Source organism: Acutalibacter caecimuris (assembly GCF_034335085.1).
Classification (GTDB): Bacteria; Bacillota; Clostridia; order Oscillospirales; family Acutalibacteraceae; genus Acutalibacter; species Acutalibacter caecimuris.
This window is the reverse complement of the sequence record NZ_JAWXXJ010000034.1, coordinates 1-17,490: the sequence shown is the minus strand read 5'-3', so window position 1 is coordinate 17,490 and position 17,490 is coordinate 1. Positions and strand designations below refer to the sequence as shown.

The following is a 17,490-nucleotide window of genomic DNA, read 5'->3' as shown; positions in this document are numbered from 1 at the left end:
TATCTTTCCCGCCTTTATCTAATTAAAGCGTTTCTTGCACTCCCGGCGGTACTCCTTAAACAGCTCGTCAGAGTTTTTCTTCTCCGCCCAGCGTTTCATGGCGCCAACCTCCTTGCAGGTGTGTCCATTCTCGTCCACAGTCAGGGTGCAGAACTCCGCCGTGTTGCGCCGGGGAATGGCAAAATACTTGCCGCAGTAGGAGCAGATGCGCATACGCTGTTCGCACTTGACACACTCGCGGAAGGTGAACTCAATAAGGTCGTAGATGGAAACCGGATGGAGGGTTTCGGCGAAAGCACCTTTACTGATTCGCTCATAGATGGTAGAAATCGGCTGGAACTTGTACGCATAAAGCGGGTGCGGTTTCTCCTTATCCAGATACGTTCGCAGCTTTTCTTGGGTTGGCTTCTTTTTGCCGTCGTCGATATCCAGCACATCTTGAAACAGCCGCATGATTTGTTTTTGAAACATATCGACGGTGCTGGGGATGTGCACAAGCTGTTTGTGCGGGAGAATTGTGTGGATATCCTCGTCAGGATGTTGCTCTGCATAATGGAATCGCGCCTGCCAGTCCAAGCGCAGGAGCTCGAAATAGATGTGCTGGCTTGCCAATTTCTCGAGCATACTCATCACCTCAGCCTGAGAATCAAAGCCGGGCTCTCTGTAAAAATCCAACAACGCTTTGTCCATCCTCTTGAACTCGTCCTCCAATGACCAGATGTCCAGATAGACAAACCGCAAAAGGCGTTCCAGAAATGGGAAGTCCTTTTCCTTTTTCCGGGAACATACCGTGTCGGCATAAACGAAATGCTCCCGGCCCTCAGCAAAATAGGTTAGAACACATAATCAAACACTTGCGCCACTCCCCAATCATAAAATTTAGAATATTTTTAAAATTCCCCTTGACAAATCGATTTCCAGGTATTACTATAAGACCGCACTTAAAATCAATCTCAGATTTAAGAATAAGTCTACAACAAGGATTTGAAAATTCTAAGGAAAATTTTCCAGGAAGTGCCAATGCTGCAATCCAAATTCAGAAACCACGAAGAGCTGCCACTGTTCCTTAGCGCGCGAACAGTGGCACAGGTTTTGGGCATTTCTAGGGCAGGGGCCTACGAACTGCTGCATCAGGAGGGTTTCCCAGTACTGAAAATCGGCTCACGCTTGGTGGTGCCCAAGGAGAAATTCCTCTTGTGGATCGAGAGCCAGACAGGGGACAGTACGTTATAAATTATTTCACTTCAGCAAAGGCAGAACGGCCTGCAAACTTTTTCCCTCTGCCCAATGCAATTTTTCACATCGGGCTATCGGCTGGGGAAATCGCAAGCTACAGCTACCTCATGCACTACGAGGACAGGACATCGCATCAGTGCTGGCCGAGCTACAAGACTATTGGCAAAGCCGTGGGTATGGGCGAAAACACAGTACGGAAATATGTGCACGAACTTTGGTATAAGGAATTGATTCAAATCGAGCCGTCCAAGTATGAATTGAGCGGACAAATCCGTAATGAAAATTTGCAATACAAGATTCTTCCTATCCAACAGGCGATAGACAACTACAACGAGGGGCAGTTGTGGAAATAAAAACGGAACCACACCAACGCCGTTTGTGGGGCCTGTGCGGCCCGTGTCGGGCGGGTAAACCAAAGGGTAGGGAAGCTGACAAGGTTAAGGGCAGGAAACAGCCTTGCTGGATGTTTTGGGAGAAGTGGTCGGAAAAAATTCCCAGGACAGTTGGGCAGAGAAAATCCTGCCTTTTAGGCAGGGGCAAGCATAGCGCCGGCTATACGCCGGTCGCACGGGGCCAGGGAAGATAAAAAAGGAGAGGGACTTGAAGGGAAAAAAGAAAACAGAAATCATCACGGCAAGGCTTACACCGAGTGAAAAATCAGCTATACAAAAGCGCACGCAAGGGGCTGGAATGACGGTAACCGCCTATCTCGTTCAGTGCGGGCTTGGCAAGAAAATTGTGCGGGTGGAGGGCTTGCAAGGAATTTTGTCCGAGTTGAAAGCACAGGGCAGGAACATTAACCAGATAGCCGTGCTGGCAAACATGGGCAGGTTCAACGACTTGCAAATGGAAACTTTGGTGAACACTTACACCAAAGTTTATTCCGCTTTGGAAAAGATTGCAAGAGAGGTGAGATAGTATAGCGACCTTTGTAGCAATTCGGAATAAGAAACAGACAGTGGGCGCGCTCCATGGTGTGCTGAAATACGTTGCCCAAGAACGCAAAACCAGACAGGGAGATTTCAAATTTGTATCAGGGCACAATTGTGCTCCCCAGTACGCTTACACAGAAATGCTTACAACGAAACGGCAGTTTCGGAAAACAGATGGGCGACAACTCCACCACTTCGTGCAACCCTTTTCCGACGACGATTGCCTTACCCCGCAAGAGGCTAACATCATTGGTCTCGAGCTTGCAGAACGGGAATTCCCCAATTTTGAAGTTGTAGTGGCTACGCATCTTGGTACTGGTCACCTTCACAATCACCTGGTGGTAAATTCCGTTAGCTGCGTGGACGGCAGGAAGTTCCACCAGAACGCCGCAGATTTGCAGGTTCATCGGAATGCCAACGATACGGCTTGTCAAAGACATGGGCTTGCAGTTTTGAAAAAAGCTGAAAGACAAGAAAATACAAAGCGCATGACCCCGGAGAATACCAGGCCAGCTTGCAAGGTGAGAGTTGGAAACTGGATTTGATTTTAGCCATCAACGAGGCTTTGGAATACGCAGATGACCGGAAATCATCCTTTATCTATAACATGGAGCAAGAGGGGTACCAAGTAGTGTGGACTGATACCCGAAAGCACATTGCGTTTATCACGCCAGAGGGTAGACGCTGTCGTGACAACAGCTTGCACGATGAGACTTTCCTCAAACAGAATCTGGAAATGCTGTTTCTGTACCGCCAGGTTTTCGGATTCAGTCCAGCTGCCGAGGAACCTGACGAGGGCTGGCTCGGCGAACTCGTCAGCGATGCCGTGCGTTTCGGCAGGTACTTAGAGCAGGCATTTGACACGCCGGACTTGCCGCCCATGGTTGTGTAATGCGGGATTCCAACATCAAGTTGATACTTACCAACATCACCTACACGGGCAATCTGCTCCTGCAGAAGGAGTTTATCAAAGACCCTATCACCAAGCATAAGAAGAAAAATCGTGGCGAATTACCGCAGTACTATGTGGAGAAGTCATCCCGCCACCATCGATAAAGCCACTTTTGACTATGTGCAAGAGGAAATGGCACGGCGAAGGGAGGTTGGCTGTTTCGCGAATAAGGCACTGAATCTGTCCTGCTTTTCCAGCAAAACCAAATGCGGGAACTGTGATCGGAGTTTCGTTCGCTCCGCACGGAAACAGGGCGGTTACGTCATTTGGACTTGCGGTTCAAAGAAGGGCAGAACCGCAAGCTGCGGTGCGAGGGATATTCCTGAAAAATTGCTCAAGGGCGTATGCTCCAATGTTCTTGGCACTGATGAGTTTAACGAGAGCGCCTTTGCGGAGCGTATTGAGAGCATCGTCGTTATCGGAAAAGACACGACGGAGTTCCGTTTCTATAGCGGCGAGGTAAAAGGAAATCTGACGCCAAGAGAGCCATGTGGACGTCGGAGCGCAAGGCCCTGTGGATCGAATATAACTACCTCGGCGGCAGAATCGGCACGGGTATGGGGTTCAATGGATAGAAGGAGCGTGGCGACAAATGGCAAGAAAAGTAACGGCGAAACCGGCTACCATAAGCAAATATACCGCCGCTCCCATCAACAGCACAAAGAAACGCCGGGTTGTCAGTTATGCCCGTGTGTCCACGGACCATGAGGACCAAACCACCAGCTATGAGGTGCAGATCGATTATTACAATAGCTACATCAGGAGTAGGGATGATTGGGAGTTCGTTTCCATATACACGGACGAGGGTCAGCAACAAATACCAAGAAACGTGAAGGCTTTAAGGCTATGATAGCTGACGCTCTCGCCGGAAAAATTGACCTCATTATCACCAAAAGTGTGAGCCGCTTTGCCCGGAATACCATGGACAGTCTTACCACGCCACGGTGCGCCAGCTGAAGGATGCAGGCATGGAAATTTACTTCGAGAAGGAGAATATCTGGACCTTGGATTCTAAGGGCGAACTGCTCATCACCATCATGTCCTCGCTGGCCCAGGAGGAGAGCCGTTCCATTTCGGAAAACGTCACCTGGGGGCAGCGCAAGCGCTTTGCCGATGGGAAGGTGAGTTTCGCGTATAGCCGGGTCCTCGGTTTGGATAAAGGCCCTGACGGCACCATCGTGGTAAACACCGAGCAGGCGGAAACTGTGCGGCCTATCTTCTCCCTGTTCCTCGAAGGCATGAGCCCACACTTCATTGCTGTAGAGCTCACCCAGGCAGGGCATCAAGACCCCTGGCGGCAAGGCTGTGTGGAATCAGCAGACGGTACGCCGAATGCTTTCGAACGAGAAGTATAAGGGCGATGCCCTTTTGCAAAAAGAGTATACCGTGGACTTTCTCAACAAGAAAATGAAGAAGATCGAGGGTCAGATACCGCAGTATTATGTAGAGGTGAACCATGAGGCTATTATCAGTCCTGCGGTGTTCGATATGGTACAGGCCGAACTAGAGACACGCAAGAGCGACAGTTCTCGCTACAGCGGCGTCAGTATCTTCTCCAACAAGATAAAATCTGCTGATTACGGCGGATGGTTCGGCTCCAAGGTCTGGCATTCGACTGACTAGTACCGCAAGGTTATCTACCGCTGCAACCCCAAGTATAACGGCGAAAAGTGCCAAACTCCCCATATTAAGTAAGATGAAATCAAGGCGGCGTTGGTGTCAGCTTGTTACCGAGAAGGCAGAGATTGTCACTAATGCTGAAATCATGCGCAAAACGCTCTGCCGGACGGATGATTTGGAGGCAGAAAAGCATATGCTGGAAGAAGAGATGTCCGTAGCAGCAGAGATGGCGCAGGAATTGATTGCTGAAAACGTCCGTATTGCGCAGAACCAAGATGATTATCAGGAGCGGTATGACGCTCTGGTTAGGCGCTACAATGGTGCCAAAGTGCGGTATGATGAGGTGGTTGACGCTATCTCTGCAAAGGCTGCTCAGAGTGAGCGGCTGTTGGAGTTCATCAGGACCATGCAGGAGCAAGAAGGCATTCTGGCCGAGTTTGATGAGCGGCTTTAGTGTAGTATGGTGGAGTTCGCTACAGTTGGACGGGGTAAGGAGATAATTGTTACCTTTAGGGATGGGATGGAAATAGCTGTATAAAACCACACTCACGATGTCTTGTTTCCAGTCAAAGATATTTATTTGATATACTGGAGTTTGATAGAATCTTGTAATATATAAATAATATCATTTCTTAGCTTTTCTGGCAATTTTAGTTCAACACACTTACCCCGATAAAGAAGTTGGCACAAAACTGAAGGTATCTCCTGTTGGAATAGCCGGAATCATAAGCCGTACTTATTTTCTCCCAATTGTGTGGCCTCCAGTTCTGGCATACTGCTGAAAACTAAAAAGCACCGATCTAAAGCGTTTTTCTCATCCCGGACTAGTATCTCTACCGGTTCTGATATCAACTTCCTAGAGATAGCAACTTGAATTTCCTCCTCAGTTACAGCGCAGGGCCCTTGCGTTGTAACTGTTTTGATATCATTTAAAGAAATCCAGCTAACTGTGTCAGTGGCTGGGGTGTAACCAATCAATCGCTACACCCCATCGAGCACACTGGCCTCAAGCCGGTAGGGAACCAATGACTCTTGTGGCACCTGCAATCCAGTCAGTATTACAGTTTCCTTCCTGTAGATTGCCCCTAATAAAACTTTAAATACATCTGTGTCTAGATTTTTCAGTTCACTTTCCCGTCCTTGTAGATTTTTGCGATGGATATATTGGAAAAGAGTTGAATTGTTATCTTTAATATCAGCAGTTTCACTACTGGAGAAGAAAAGTCCAGTCTCTTGAGTGGTCAATATGTCTTGAAGAAATGAAAATTCTCGATTATCTGGAGGTGCGGCAAAGGAACTCAGATTTTGCGCTATCTGATAAGCTTTTTCGGCCATGACTTCAAAAAGGCCCATAGTGACCCATTTTGCCATCGCAAAAGAGAAACTCCAATTTTCTGGATAGGCATGATTTTTACGCACAGCAAGCTTGACATCTTCACTTGAAAATGGTTGTGGCTGACTAAAAAGATCTAGAAGAAACAGCACTTCAGAATTTCCGTACTTATTGAACAGTTCCATAATGACTTAGCATCCTTTCATATTCATCCCGCAACTCTACGTCAAGGCTATGCCCCTTTCCAGGCAGAATGCGCAAGCAATCCCTATATCGACGGAAGAACGGCTTGAGTTTGATGGGATCATTGATTTTAACCCGGTATATCTTTTTGCCGTCACGATTTACAATCGATCCTTTTGTTTTTGTAGGTCCTCATCTTGAAAATGCAACTCCGCCTCAACAACGACAGGTTCTTCTCGGGGCTTGCCAGAGAGAAAGCTATATTGGAAAGCCTCCATCATCTTGGTGGAGGCGATATGATAGTCAAAAACATCATCAAGAAGTTTTACCTTTTTCAGATTAGACACCCGCATAACATCTGGAGTATCATCCTCTGCATAGCCAACAGATACCAGCGTCCAAGCCGGACATCCACTCGAAGGACAACTGGCTGAACTTTCCTCTCTGTTTAATTTTTTATAAGCACCTGGCTGACTTTGCGGTGCTCTTTACAAGCCTCTAAGAGCCGGAATACAGCTGGTTCATCCAGAACATTCCCTGCAGGAACATCTTTGAAAATGAAAGCGATCGGCGGATCAGGTAGATTCTTGGACAGAATATGGCGGCGCAAAGTTTTACATGAAAAGCCCGCGGGCACTCGGGGAAATCCTGCTCCGGCATAATAGGATGATAAATACTATAGTCTCACAAGCGCATCATCCCCAAGGCCATGGAAAGGATTGCTAAGAGTATAGACCTTCTTCTTTTTCGCTAAATACCCGGCTGTTACCAGGTCATCCAGGTCTCTTCGGACAAAAGCTGGAACAAAATTATTCTTACTAGATTTCGTATTTTCTTTCTAGAGATCTTCCTGCGGATCTAGTTGCTGAATATTGTCATCTATCTGTGAAACTGTGGCTTTGCCCAAACAAGCCACTAGTACCAGACAGATTATCAAACGGAAAATGACTTGATTTCTTGCAGCAAACAACCCATAAGGAGCTAAAAGGTCCTGGCCATTATCTCCAAAGGGGTCTCGCAGGAAACGGTAGCATTTTCGCTTGCTTTTCAGTGAGATGTCTTCCCGGATGGGTTTTGTTTCATCCAGTACATCTAAAAAGTATAAATCTCGTAATTACCGAATGATGTTGTCGTACACTCGAGGCGTGACAATGTTTTGACCGATGAAATCTTCACGGGATTAGAAACCATATTTATATATATGCTCAAGCACCTTCCGAAAGCTATCAAAATCTCTGATATCTTTTCGGCTCATAATACATCACCATCTTAAAATCTTTTATTTGCACAGTTTTTGCATTTTTTATTTAACAAGTTGTGGTATACTCAATCACAGCAAGGAACAAACCACAAAACACGGAGCAGGCCAAATGCCATGCCATCATCCACATAGCCAGCGCCGCGGCCGGAGTAGTAGGAGGTGGCCTGGCTCAGATCCCAGCCAGCGACAGCATTGTCATTACGCCTATTCAGCTTGCCATGGTCTTAAGTCTTGGCAAGGTGTTTGACCTAGAGCTGAGCGAGAGCGCAGGAATGGCATCGCTGCCTTCAGCATCTGGCGCGGCAGTTGGCAGGGGTATTTCACAAGTCCTTGTTGGATGGATCCCGGGCATCGGGAATATCGTCAACGCGGGAACTGCCGCTTCTCTGACTGAGGCAATAGATGGTTTCTGGCAAATGACTTTGCCAAGGCTTGCTGCTCCAGATGAGATGTTCCACGACCCATAACTACACTTTTTTGAAAGGGTGATTTCTATGTTCATTTTGTCTCTGATCGCTACAGGTGCAAGTGCTGGAGCCTTGATTGGCAAGGCTATCGCAGTTATCGCAGGTACTTCTGTTTCCACAGGTGCGGCTATAGGGACCCTCACGGGAGGAGGCCTGAGTTTAACTGCGGGCCTTGTAGAAATGGTCGATGACGATGAGCCCTACGACTGATCTTCCCAAAATGGTAGCAACAACACACTCATTTGCCAGACCTTAAGGTCTAAGATGCGAAAGGAGCTTAACTTATGGGCTTTTTTAAAAATCCCGGCGATATGTTTTCCGCAAGGGCGAATCGGTTCAAGCGCGATAGAGACCGGCATTGGGCGATGGCCGAAGGCGGGGAAGGCAATTTCCACTACGGAACGGCACGTCTGCTACGAGCAGGCAAAGGTTAATCGTGCCAGAGCTGATAACGCACGGGCTGCGGGAGCAACTTTCCGCAATGGCCGTGCTAAGTGAAATAAAGGAGAGATTGCAATGTCGACATATAAACCCGGCTCCCCACTAAGTACACCCCATCTACCGGAACGGGGACTAAACCGCCCGCAGCTCCGGGTGAGTACCGCATCCGTAATAAGGATAGTCGCATTACCTAACATAGGTAAAACCTGTGACCTCTCACGGCGCACCCGGGAACATCAACAGAACGGCAGGCTGGCGCCCGGTAGTGGCGGCAGTATTATCGAGTTCAAGGTGGCAGATGGGCGCTCTTCTTCTAGGGCTCGCAAGGAGCATGAGCGGCAGAAGATTGCCCAGCACAAGCCGGCACAGAATCGATCGAGCAGAGGGGAGGTGCCCCCCTGTTTTTTGCTTTTACTTGGACTTAATCATTTCATCCAGGAACACTTATAGCAAAGGGCAACGGTTATTGAAATTTGAAATAGATGATTTTGTTACATTATCCTTATAAGTCAACAGAGAAACATATAAATCCTTACATAACCCTATGTTTTGAAAATATGGATTTACGTTACGGTAAAAAAGATCCCTTAAATCGTCTGTAAAAGCGGTAAAAACATATTCAAAGTCCCAGTTTCTCAAACTATTGAGCATACTGTCCCCAGTGCTTTGCAGCTTCGTTTTTCTTAACCCCCCACACAAAGGATGGACTGTCCGAATTGAATTTAATGGCGGGATACACTTCCATACACTGCTTTTATCACAATCTGTTTCCTAGCCACGAATGATAGTGGTAATTGCGTCAAGGAATGCCACTGCGTAGATGCAGATATGGAGAACAAACAAGTAGGTTGAGTAAAGCTGTAGTCTAAACCGCTGAATACACGAACACGCTTTAGTTTAGAAAGGGCGAGATCACCTCTACTATTCGGAGGCAGTACGAACAGATCCACAGTTGGTAACACTCGCCACCAAAGAATAAAGTCTAAGGATGGGAAAAGCAGGCCTGCAGAAGAATAATCTCACGGATTTTCCCTGCCATATTATGCTAAGTCGAGCTTAATCAATTCTTCGCAGTAGCGGTTGCATTGCGCTAAATCGCTATCGCTTAAATATTTTCCATGGCTGTGCGCAAGCGGATCTCGTATTTTTCGCATCAGTTCCAGCCGTGCGTACCAGTCACCGTCATTGGCGGGGAAACGCTTGGAAAAGCGACTTTTCCAGTTCTTTTCATAAAGGATACAGTCTACCACAAAGCCAAACCCAAGGCCGTCAATGAGAAAGATTTCATCCTTGTGAGCGATTAGTTTCCGACAGTTGCCGCTGACCGTTTTCCAGCACAGCCTCAGGCCAGTGATATCATTAATCTTGTTACATTTTTCCTCACTCAAGTTCTTAAACTCGTCCTGCATGAGTTGCGGATACTCCGACACCATCAGTTCCTTGAGTCTTTCTTCTACGGCAATAATCAAATCCCAAGTGGGGAGATTCAACTTACTGAGTTTCAAATACGTGGTAAAATCTTGGCTGTAGGCATAGAATCCATCTTCGCTCACCAAGGGGCGTAGAATGCCCATATCCTCCATCCGCTCTTTCAATGCTTTATTTACCGACTTGCCCTTGAGAAAGAGGATGGAAGATAGCTCATCTAGAAAACCGTCTTTTTGCAGATGAGAGATAAGATCATCGTAATATGTATAAACCCTCTCTCGGCTGTCTCGCCAGAGCTCGTCAATCAAGTCGACATCAACCGGCTGTCCACGATACTCGTCCACCATCCGCTTGCACAGCATACAGCAAAGCATAGGAATGTTGCCTGTGTAGTAGGTTATCTGCTCGCTGGCACTGTCCGTCAACTGGATATCATATGTAGCTAGTGTGTTGTAGACCTCTTCCATGTCCCGATGATTAAAGCCCAAGATGCGCTGTGAAGGAAAGACACCGTGAAACGTGGAGAGGCTAGAGGCCCGACTCTCAAGAAGAGATAGGCTTTTACGGGAAACCACTACACAGGTTACGGCGTGTTCCCGTTCGGATGCCAGTGTGCGTAGGAGCTGATAATGACAGTTATCTTGGCCAAAAACTTCTAACACTGCATCGAACTCGTCAATAACAAGAATTAGCCGCAATTTGTTCTTTCCCAAGGCGCAACATAACCGTTTGATTGGGCCGTTCATCCGGAAGTACCATTTTGGATCATCCCCATCAATGGCTTGTAGCTGATCCAAGAAGGGTTGAAAGGATGTCAGAGGAATGCCCTTCTCCTCCAGCCCAGATAGGATTCCTTCCCAAACACTACACCAGAACTGGAAAGCGCTGTTGCTCTCACCCATATTCCGCTTTAAGATAAGGCAGTCCTCATCGTCCGCATGGAGACTGAGCACTCGCTTTATCAGAGATGACTTTCCGATTCGGGGAACGCCAACTAGATGACAAGTACCCTCATTTAGGAAAATATCCTCATCAAGTTTCTCCACCTCAGTCTTACGTCCCAAAAAGGAGTCCCCTGTTGCCTCTGGACCGACCACAAAGATATTTCGTTTCTTAGATACCAACATAACTATTCCCCCTTAAGTCTTAACCATTGTTCAAACAGCTTTACCCTGATTTTGAAACATGGCTGGTTCTGGTCTATGATTTGGCCAATCTCTCGGTCAATGACCTGACGATTAACTAAGCGCTCTGTCAACTCACGGACTCGTGTTTCTTCCATGCTGGTTCGTTCAGCAATTTTTGCGGCGTTTGCCTGGCCCGGCTCCCGGGAAAGCTCAGCGATGGCACATAGGATTCTATGGTTTTCCTCACATAACTCTTCGTGGCCTCGCTCCTGCAGTTGCGGCTCGAAGTACACTTCCTCCAGGCATGAATCCTTGTCACTGAAAACCTTTTTCTGCAGAAAGTCATCGAAAATACCGGGCGCTATGTTCGATGCCTGTTTCTGGTTTAAATAGTCGACCAGTGCTGAACAGAGGATAATGATTAGATAGGCACTCCCAGCAGTAAGACTAAACAGCCTATCTGCACAAAGCGGGTCGATATTGACTCGGCCGATATTGTATGTTTTGAGCGGCTCCATAAATAGCTGCTTAGCCGGCATCTCATCCAGGTAGGTCACCTTCAGAAGGTCCATCGTAGCGAATTCATTCTGGTGTTCAGCAATAAATTCCGGCATATCATCCTGGCCTGCGACGAGAGCGAAGACCTTGTTGTTTTGTAGAAACGCTTTCCAGAACCTCATAAAACTCGGCGGAAGAATCTGGCGCTTGATCAAGTCATGTAGATAGGAGAACTCATCAATAAAGAGTACGATAATGCAGTTGTTCTTTTCCAGAACCCTGTTTATCTGATTCATGTAGCTATTGAAACGGGTAAGAGGGTGATCCCCAGATAAAACTTCCTCACGAGGCGCCCGGATATTCTGGCTTTGGATAATTGGACCAAGGACAGGATGATCCAAAAGCGCATACTCTCCAACATCTAGCATCTTATAGAGAAAATCGCTCATTTGCATGTCTTTCATGCTGTTGCCAGTGTTTTGCGTGTCTTCCGTGCTATCGCCGATGTTCTGCATATCCCACACCAGCAATTGCTGAGGAAACTCCTCTTCCAGGTGCCTTTTAAGGTGAATCATCAAGCTAGATTTTCCACACCGGGTCTGCCCATATATCGCAACGGCTCGTCCATAACTCATGTGCCCGTCCAAGTCGCAGATTTTGTCGACCAGCAGTTGGATCATGGCATCTCGGCCAAAAAACATTTCCTCTTTATCCATCTTCACACCGACATACTTGCGGAAAGGATTATTAAGGCGAGTGAATGTTTCGCTACTTATTATAAAAGTCATTGGTTTCTCGCATATCCCATCATCTGTACGCTTATCCGGTTCTGCGTTGTACGCATATCGGCACATCACATAAGTAGAAAAACTCCCCCCCTGTATTGCACTCTCGAGTACATCCAGAGTTAGAACAATATCCCGTTCTTCCCCGCCACGGAGTGAAAAGGCTGCGCAGGATTCCCTAAGCCGGATGACTCCTCCCTCTTTCTTCACTGCAACCTCGATCCTATCTGCCGTTTGGTGCCGAGGTTTATTGGACACCTTCAGATACACAAAGATGCCACCGTCCTCAGTGCGATGAGGTTTATCACTTTCATTTAGGTCGATACTGGGTGTATAAACCTTGTATAAACTGTCCTGTGCGCCTGTCAGTTTGAGAATCATGGAGTCCATCAGCGGAAGGATATTCTCATAGGAGAAATCTGTCGGCTCTCCCTGAATGGAGGCAACCAACTCTGCCGCCTTACTGATGCCGATCCGCAAGCAGTCGGCCTGGTTCTCAAAGTCACTGCTGGAGAAATAACTCCGCATCCCGAGGAGAATATCACGAATCGCTGCCATGCGATCCTGGTCCGTTTTCGTGAGGACAAACGTGAGACTGTCAACAGAGAAAATTTCTAATTCATTCTCAGGGATAGGCATTTCCAAAATATTACCCATACACTTCTGCAAATGACGACATAGTTTGTTCAGTTGCTTTTCAAACTCTTGATGTGCTAAGCGAAGTGCGTCTTTAAAATTTTGCTCATCCCCTGCAAACTTCTTACTTAGAACCATTTCGAGCCTAGCACAGACTGCATTTCGCAACTTCTCGTTGGCGTGGTACAATCCATCTGCCACTATGTCGAACTGCTTACCTGTTAGTTTTCCCACAAAATATATAATACCTACGAAAAATTCGTAAAAGAGCTCATCACGAATCCGGTGGGTCGTGAAGACATCTGTATTCAGACGCTCATTCTGCCCGCTGCGGAGCTGAAACCGGATATAATCTTCAAACTCGCTCCTGTTCATAAAATAAGATTTCAGATAAGCGTTATAAGAATCCGTCCAGTCCTGCTCACCAAAATCAAGAAGTTGCAAAGCATACAAATATGCCATACGGGGCGTGTCCATCTGACGGGGCTGTGTTGCCATATAGTGTCCCCACGAGGCAATTGCGCGACCACATAAGCGTTGGGACACAGGTTGCTGTGCTTGCTCTTTAATCTTATATGCTGCGAGAAGCGCTTTACAACGCACGCTGGGCGAAGCTTTCTGTTTGGATTGATTGATCTGTCGATCATAGTCCTTCTTTACCTCATCAAGTGAACCAATATAACGCCCATCTTTAATGTTTTTTGCGCTTGTAACCTCACTCAAATCTAGGCTGTCAATTTGGTTGCGGATCCATTTGGGTAATCTAGAATCAACATCTACGAAGTCATCATTGAAAAAATGCTCATCACCGGTTTGCGTATCATAATCAGAGTTGCTGATAATCTCAACATCCAATGTATCATCCAAAATCGCAGCAGCGATAGTGTCCGATGGATTGAGCCGCACTAAGTCGACTGCAATCCTTTTCGCTTCATCAGTATTATCCGTTCGGTAGAAACAGATGGCCTTTTGTCGGTTAATATTCTGCACATTCCCCTGCATCTTTTTGGCGTCCTGGGTATAGCGACTCTGTGTGTAGAGCTTTTCCCATCGCTGGAATGCCTTAAGTGCCAGCGGATAATTCTCCATCCGCATATATAGGCTACCCATAAAAAGTAGCCGATGGGCCTTTTGTGCCGGCGTGGAAGCTAGGCTAATGGACTCCTCGTAGAGCTTGCAAAGTTCTTCATCGTCATCTTTTGTCTTTTCCAAAATGGAGATTCTGAGATTTATTTGCTTATCCTGTGGGAGTTGGCCTTCATACTGTTTCAGCAGTTCCTTCGCAAGTCCCATCTTTTCGGGCTGTCGCAGATAAATGAGAATCAACATTCCGATAATTTGTGGAATCTCATTGCTATTATTCTGTTTAAGCAATTTGTTTAGAATATCTTCCGCGATGTCCAATCGTCCCTCAACTATTGCCTGCTGTGCGGTTTGGCGGGATATCTCTCTGTGCTGGCTTTGGCCAGAATGGGAACTATGTAACAACGTGGAACTGTTTGTTGCTTGAACATTCTTGATTTGCGGAGTTGCTATGGCGGGTCGGGATATAGTTTCTTTTGCAACACTTTTTTGGGGATCCTTTTTGACAGCTTTCGATTGAAACCATGTCAGAGGAGTCTCGTTACGAATGGTGTTCGAATCCATTGACTCCAAAGAGTTAAACTTGATCTTAAGACATTCTTGATCATCAGGAAGTTTTGTGTCTTGTTCTTGTAAAAATTTTGACCAGGCATTCTTCTGCTCTAGCGTTACGTTTTCGGCATAGGTTTTCATAAGTTCTTCCCGCGGTTTTAGCCAGCGTATATTCTTCGGAAATCCTCCTTCACTAGTCGGTGTAAATATAACTTCCTGCTCTCGAAAATCCAGGCATTCCAAACAATACGCTCTGAGATATGGATCCCGCACATCATGACTGCTGAAATAGTAACGTTTTCCTCGAGAGAACAAAGTCCCACTATCTTTTCCTGTATCGTAATATGCGATATATCCCGTCTGCGGAAATACGACGGGTTCTTCCAGTCGTCTTTTTGCTTCTTCGAATGATGTTTTGTCTAAAATGATATCGGTAGCAACAGGTTCACCAATATGTCCCGGGCGTTGGCTTTTTCCTAGATAGTACCTAACATTTAGTCCAACGCCGCGATTTCCCAACAAAAGTTTTCTCAAAAGGATATCTGTATCCTCGGAGTCACATACCTGGGAAATATGGAAATAAAACTCTCCAACAAACCCCCAATTTCCCTTGTTTGTATCAAATTTTCTGATAGAGCCGACATACTCCGTTTCGCTATCATTCTCGTCATTAGAGGATATAACGACAGGGTAGGAATAGCTGTCAAATTCGATCCACTTAGAGCGAAAATTATCATTTTGCCGCCAGCTAATAGGCAGTGCTTGAATGCAAGCGTCCACAAACTTACTCCCAGATAAATTTTGCGATACTGACAGAAGGCAGTTTTCATGGGCACAGATAGCCGCGACACAGGAATCTAGAACAGTATCATCTTTGTAGTATTTTGAAAGAAACTCAAACGGCGTGATGTCTTTATGTTGGATACAAATATCAACTAGTCGTTGATTCAAGGTTGTTCCAGTTTCTTTATTGAGAAGTGCACATAAATAAAACATATCTTCTTGAGTCTGGTCCCCCAGTTTTGCCGCCGCATAAGACGCCGACAGATAGCACCTGGCACGTACAAATGGCTCTAAAGCGTCACTCCATGTTTCTGCAGAAACCGCGAGAATTCCGAGCAATTTATAAAAATGCTCATAGTCTTCACCCTTTTCACAGCTTTCCACCCAAAGTTGAAGAGCTTTTTGGCGTAAAGACCCGTATTTGTAAAACTGATTCCTGTTTTTTATTGCGTCGGTCATCCCGGCAAGAATACCATTTGACTCTTGGCAAAATTTCCGGCTGCAAACCTTTTTCATAGAAATCTTAAATGTGGCAATCTGATCGGTGACTGAAAACGAGTACGGTTGATACGGCGGAATTGGGACGAATTCCTTTTTTTGCTCTCCATCTTTTTTTGAAGTCTTTGATAGTGAGGAATCAGTTTCAGTGATAGACTGATCTATAGGCGCAGTGGGCGCGAAAGACTCCACACCGCTGTTTTCCGGCTGTATTATTTTTGTGATTCCGCTCAGCTCATTCAGCCGTATTCTTGTAGGCTCTCCATCCATATTCTGAATACGCAATGAATAGGTGCCAATTCTAATAATCCCTTCAGTCTCAATTTGAGGATTGCCCCAACGGACACACACATAGTCCCCATCTTGAATATCCTCCAGTAATTCAAGCATCTCTTCGGTCATATCGCAACGCCTCCTAAGGGATTCGGGTAAGACACCACAGAAAACTCAACAAAAAGATTTTTTCATATAAAGTATACCATAAATCGACATAAAATTCAAGATGTTACAGTCAATTTACAAATTGAGATTTGTCTTGCTGAATCATACTACATAACGGTTGCACCAAAATCGTTATGTGGGTGGTGCATTTTGCACCCTGCATAGGTGCATCGTTAACACCGTATCCTTATAATTTCGTTAGATTGTATCATTTATGGGATGGTAACCGATCCCGCCTGTGGTTCCGGGAACTTTCTTACCGAAACATATATTTCCCTTCGGAGAATCGAGAACGAGTTTCTCTCTATTCTCAATCAGGGGCAAATTGTAATGGATATGGAGGGAATCATTCAAATTTCTATAGGCCAATTTTATGGGATAGAAATAAACGATTTCGCGGCGACCGTTGCCAAAACTGCACTTTGGATTGCCGAGAGCCAGATGATGAAAGAAACCGAGGACGTGGTGCATATGTCTCTGGATTTTCTGCCGCTGAAGTCCTATTCGAACATCACCGAGGGGAACGCTCTGCGGACAGATTGGGAGAGCGTGGTACCTAAGCGGGAGTTAAACTACATTATGGGGAACCCGCCGTTTGTAGGCGCACGGATGATGGGCGCGGCGCAGAAAGAGGACGTTAATGCGATTTTCCCCGGATGGAAAAATGCAGGGAATCTGGACTATGTTTCCTGCTGGTATAAGAAAGCTACGGACTTGATGGCTGGAACGTCCATCCGGGCCGCTCTGGTATCCACCAATTCTGTGACCCAGGGCGAGGCCGTAGCAAACCTTTGGAAACCGCTGTTTGAGTCAGGCGTACATATTGACTTTGCCCACCGTACATTCCGCTGGGACAGCGAGGCTAAAATCAAGGCCCATGTTCATTGTGTCATAGTTGGTTTCAGTTCTGCACCTAACACCGAACCGAAGAAAATATGCATGGGAGAACAATTGCAGGCTGTTCAAAATATCAATGGATATCTGCTGGATGCCGAGAATATTTTTGTGGAAAGCCGAAACGAGCCGATTTGTGATGTCCCGGAAATTGGGATTGGGTATATGCCGCTGGATGAGGGATTCTATTTGTTTTCCAAAGAAGAAATGGATGACTTTATCTCTAGGCGGCGTCGTCAATAAAAATATGATATAATAGACCTCAAAGAAGAGGAGGGCAAAAAAATGGCGGGAGAACAGCATCGGCACGATATAAGCGACAGAGCGTGGGAGAAAATCA

At 46.4% G+C, this 17,490-nt stretch carries 18 protein-coding genes and 1 pseudogene; 14 read left to right on the top strand and 5 right to left on the bottom strand.

Going from position 1 to position 17,490, the window contains the following annotated elements:
- Nucleotides 1-18 precede the first annotated feature (18 nt).
- Nucleotides 19-741: a DUF6076 domain-containing protein gene (locus tag U8U01_RS15130; RefSeq protein WP_322175990.1), complete on the bottom strand. Its 723-nt coding sequence runs from the start codon at nt 739-741 to the stop codon at nt 19-21.
- A 279-nt stretch (nt 742-1,020) separates the two neighbouring features.
- On the opposite strand from U8U01_RS15130, the gene U8U01_RS15125 reads away from it, so the two are divergent.
- The 11 genes and pseudogenes from U8U01_RS15125 to U8U01_RS17585 all read left to right on the top strand — a co-directional run bounded on the left by U8U01_RS15125 (nt 1,021) and on the right by U8U01_RS17585 (nt 5,194).
- Nucleotides 1,021-1,233 (top strand): helix-turn-helix domain-containing protein, encoded by a 213-nt coding sequence (locus U8U01_RS15125; RefSeq protein WP_322175986.1) that lies wholly within the window; start codon nt 1,021-1,023, stop codon nt 1,231-1,233.
- On the top strand, nt 1,197-1,589 hold the full coding sequence (locus tag U8U01_RS15120; RefSeq protein ID WP_322175984.1) for a helix-turn-helix domain-containing protein: 393 nt from the start codon (nt 1,197-1,199) through the stop codon (nt 1,587-1,589). Before U8U01_RS15125 ends, U8U01_RS15120 begins: the two co-directional genes overlap by 37 nt.
- 247 nt (nt 1,590-1,836) lie before the next feature.
- Nucleotides 1,837-2,154, top strand: a complete 318-nt coding sequence (locus tag U8U01_RS15115) for a plasmid mobilization protein (RefSeq protein ID WP_322175981.1) — start codon at nt 1,837-1,839, stop codon at nt 2,152-2,154.
- Between the two features lie 40 nt (nt 2,155-2,194).
- On the top strand, nt 2,195-2,713 hold the full coding sequence (locus U8U01_RS17500) for a relaxase/mobilization nuclease domain-containing protein (protein ID WP_367575631.1): 519 nt from the start codon (nt 2,195-2,197) through the stop codon (nt 2,711-2,713).
- Nucleotides 2,683-3,060, top strand: coding sequence for a hypothetical protein (locus U8U01_RS15105; RefSeq protein WP_322175976.1), 378 nt, complete (start codon nt 2,683-2,685; stop codon nt 3,058-3,060). Before U8U01_RS17500 ends, U8U01_RS15105 begins: the two co-directional genes overlap by 31 nt.
- A complete protein-coding gene (locus U8U01_RS15100) occupies nt 3,060-3,224 on the top strand; it encodes a hypothetical protein (protein WP_322175974.1) in 165 nt (54 codons plus the stop codon). Before U8U01_RS15105 ends, U8U01_RS15100 begins: the two co-directional genes overlap by 1 nt.
- Entirely contained in the window at nt 3,193-3,828 is a 636-nt protein-coding gene (locus tag U8U01_RS15095; protein ID WP_322176023.1) for a recombinase zinc ribbon domain-containing protein, read from the top strand. Before U8U01_RS15100 ends, U8U01_RS15095 begins: the two co-directional genes overlap by 32 nt.
- Nucleotides 3,713-4,077, top strand: a pseudogene (locus tag U8U01_RS17600) (recombinase family protein). The gene U8U01_RS15095 and the pseudogene U8U01_RS17600 overlap by 116 nt, the downstream one beginning before the upstream one ends.
- 11 nt (nt 4,078-4,088) lie before the next feature.
- Nucleotides 4,089-4,475: a recombinase family protein gene (locus U8U01_RS17595; protein WP_437124403.1), complete on the top strand. Its 387-nt coding sequence runs from the start codon at nt 4,089-4,091 to the stop codon at nt 4,473-4,475.
- Nucleotides 4,453-4,743, top strand: coding sequence for a recombinase family protein (locus tag U8U01_RS17590; protein WP_437124402.1), 291 nt, complete (start codon nt 4,453-4,455; stop codon nt 4,741-4,743). The genes U8U01_RS17595 and U8U01_RS17590 overlap by 23 nt, the downstream gene beginning before the upstream one ends.
- 73 nt (nt 4,744-4,816) lie before the next feature.
- Nucleotides 4,817-5,194, top strand: coding sequence for a hypothetical protein (locus tag U8U01_RS17585; RefSeq protein ID WP_437124401.1), 378 nt, complete (start codon nt 4,817-4,819; stop codon nt 5,192-5,194).
- Between the two features lie 527 nt (nt 5,195-5,721).
- On the opposite strand, the gene U8U01_RS15085 is transcribed toward U8U01_RS17585, so the two are convergent.
- Both U8U01_RS15085 and U8U01_RS15080 read right to left on the bottom strand, forming a co-directional pair.
- Nucleotides 5,722-6,258 (bottom strand): hypothetical protein, encoded by a 537-nt coding sequence (locus U8U01_RS15085; RefSeq protein ID WP_322175971.1) that lies wholly within the window; start codon nt 6,256-6,258, stop codon nt 5,722-5,724.
- 159 nt (nt 6,259-6,417) lie between these two features.
- The gene (locus U8U01_RS15080) at nt 6,418-6,603 is read right to left on the bottom strand and encodes a hypothetical protein (protein WP_322175969.1); all 186 of its coding nucleotides are present in this window, start codon (nt 6,601-6,603) and stop codon (nt 6,418-6,420) included.
- Nucleotides 6,604-7,573: 970 nt separating this feature from the next.
- Between U8U01_RS15080 and U8U01_RS15075 the strand changes: the two genes are divergently transcribed.
- Together U8U01_RS15075 and U8U01_RS15070 are read left to right on the top strand one after the other, a co-directional pair.
- Complete coding sequence (locus tag U8U01_RS15075; RefSeq protein ID WP_322175966.1) at nt 7,574-7,984, top strand: hypothetical protein; 411 nt, start codon at nt 7,574-7,576, stop codon at nt 7,982-7,984.
- A 284-nt stretch (nt 7,985-8,268) separates the two neighbouring features.
- The gene (locus U8U01_RS15070; RefSeq protein WP_322175963.1) at nt 8,269-8,418 is read left to right on the top strand and encodes a hypothetical protein; all 150 of its coding nucleotides are present in this window, start codon (nt 8,269-8,271) and stop codon (nt 8,416-8,418) included.
- Between the two features lie 1,047 nt (nt 8,419-9,465).
- Here the strand turns inward: U8U01_RS15070 and U8U01_RS15065 are convergent.
- Nucleotides 9,466-10,980, bottom strand: coding sequence for an ATP-binding protein (locus U8U01_RS15065; RefSeq protein WP_322175961.1), 1,515 nt, complete (start codon nt 10,978-10,980; stop codon nt 9,466-9,468).
- 2 nt (nt 10,981-10,982) lie between these two features.
- On the bottom strand, nt 10,983-16,217 hold the full coding sequence (locus U8U01_RS15060; protein WP_322175958.1) for an ATP-binding protein: 5,235 nt from the start codon (nt 16,215-16,217) through the stop codon (nt 10,983-10,985).
- A 258-nt stretch (nt 16,218-16,475) separates the two neighbouring features.
- Here U8U01_RS15060 and U8U01_RS15055 point away from each other — a divergent pair, with 258 nt between their 5' ends.
- On the top strand, nt 16,476-17,393 hold the full coding sequence (locus tag U8U01_RS15055) for a DNA methyltransferase (protein WP_322175956.1): 918 nt from the start codon (nt 16,476-16,478) through the stop codon (nt 17,391-17,393).
- The last annotated feature ends 97 nt before the right edge of the window (nt 17,394-17,490 follow it).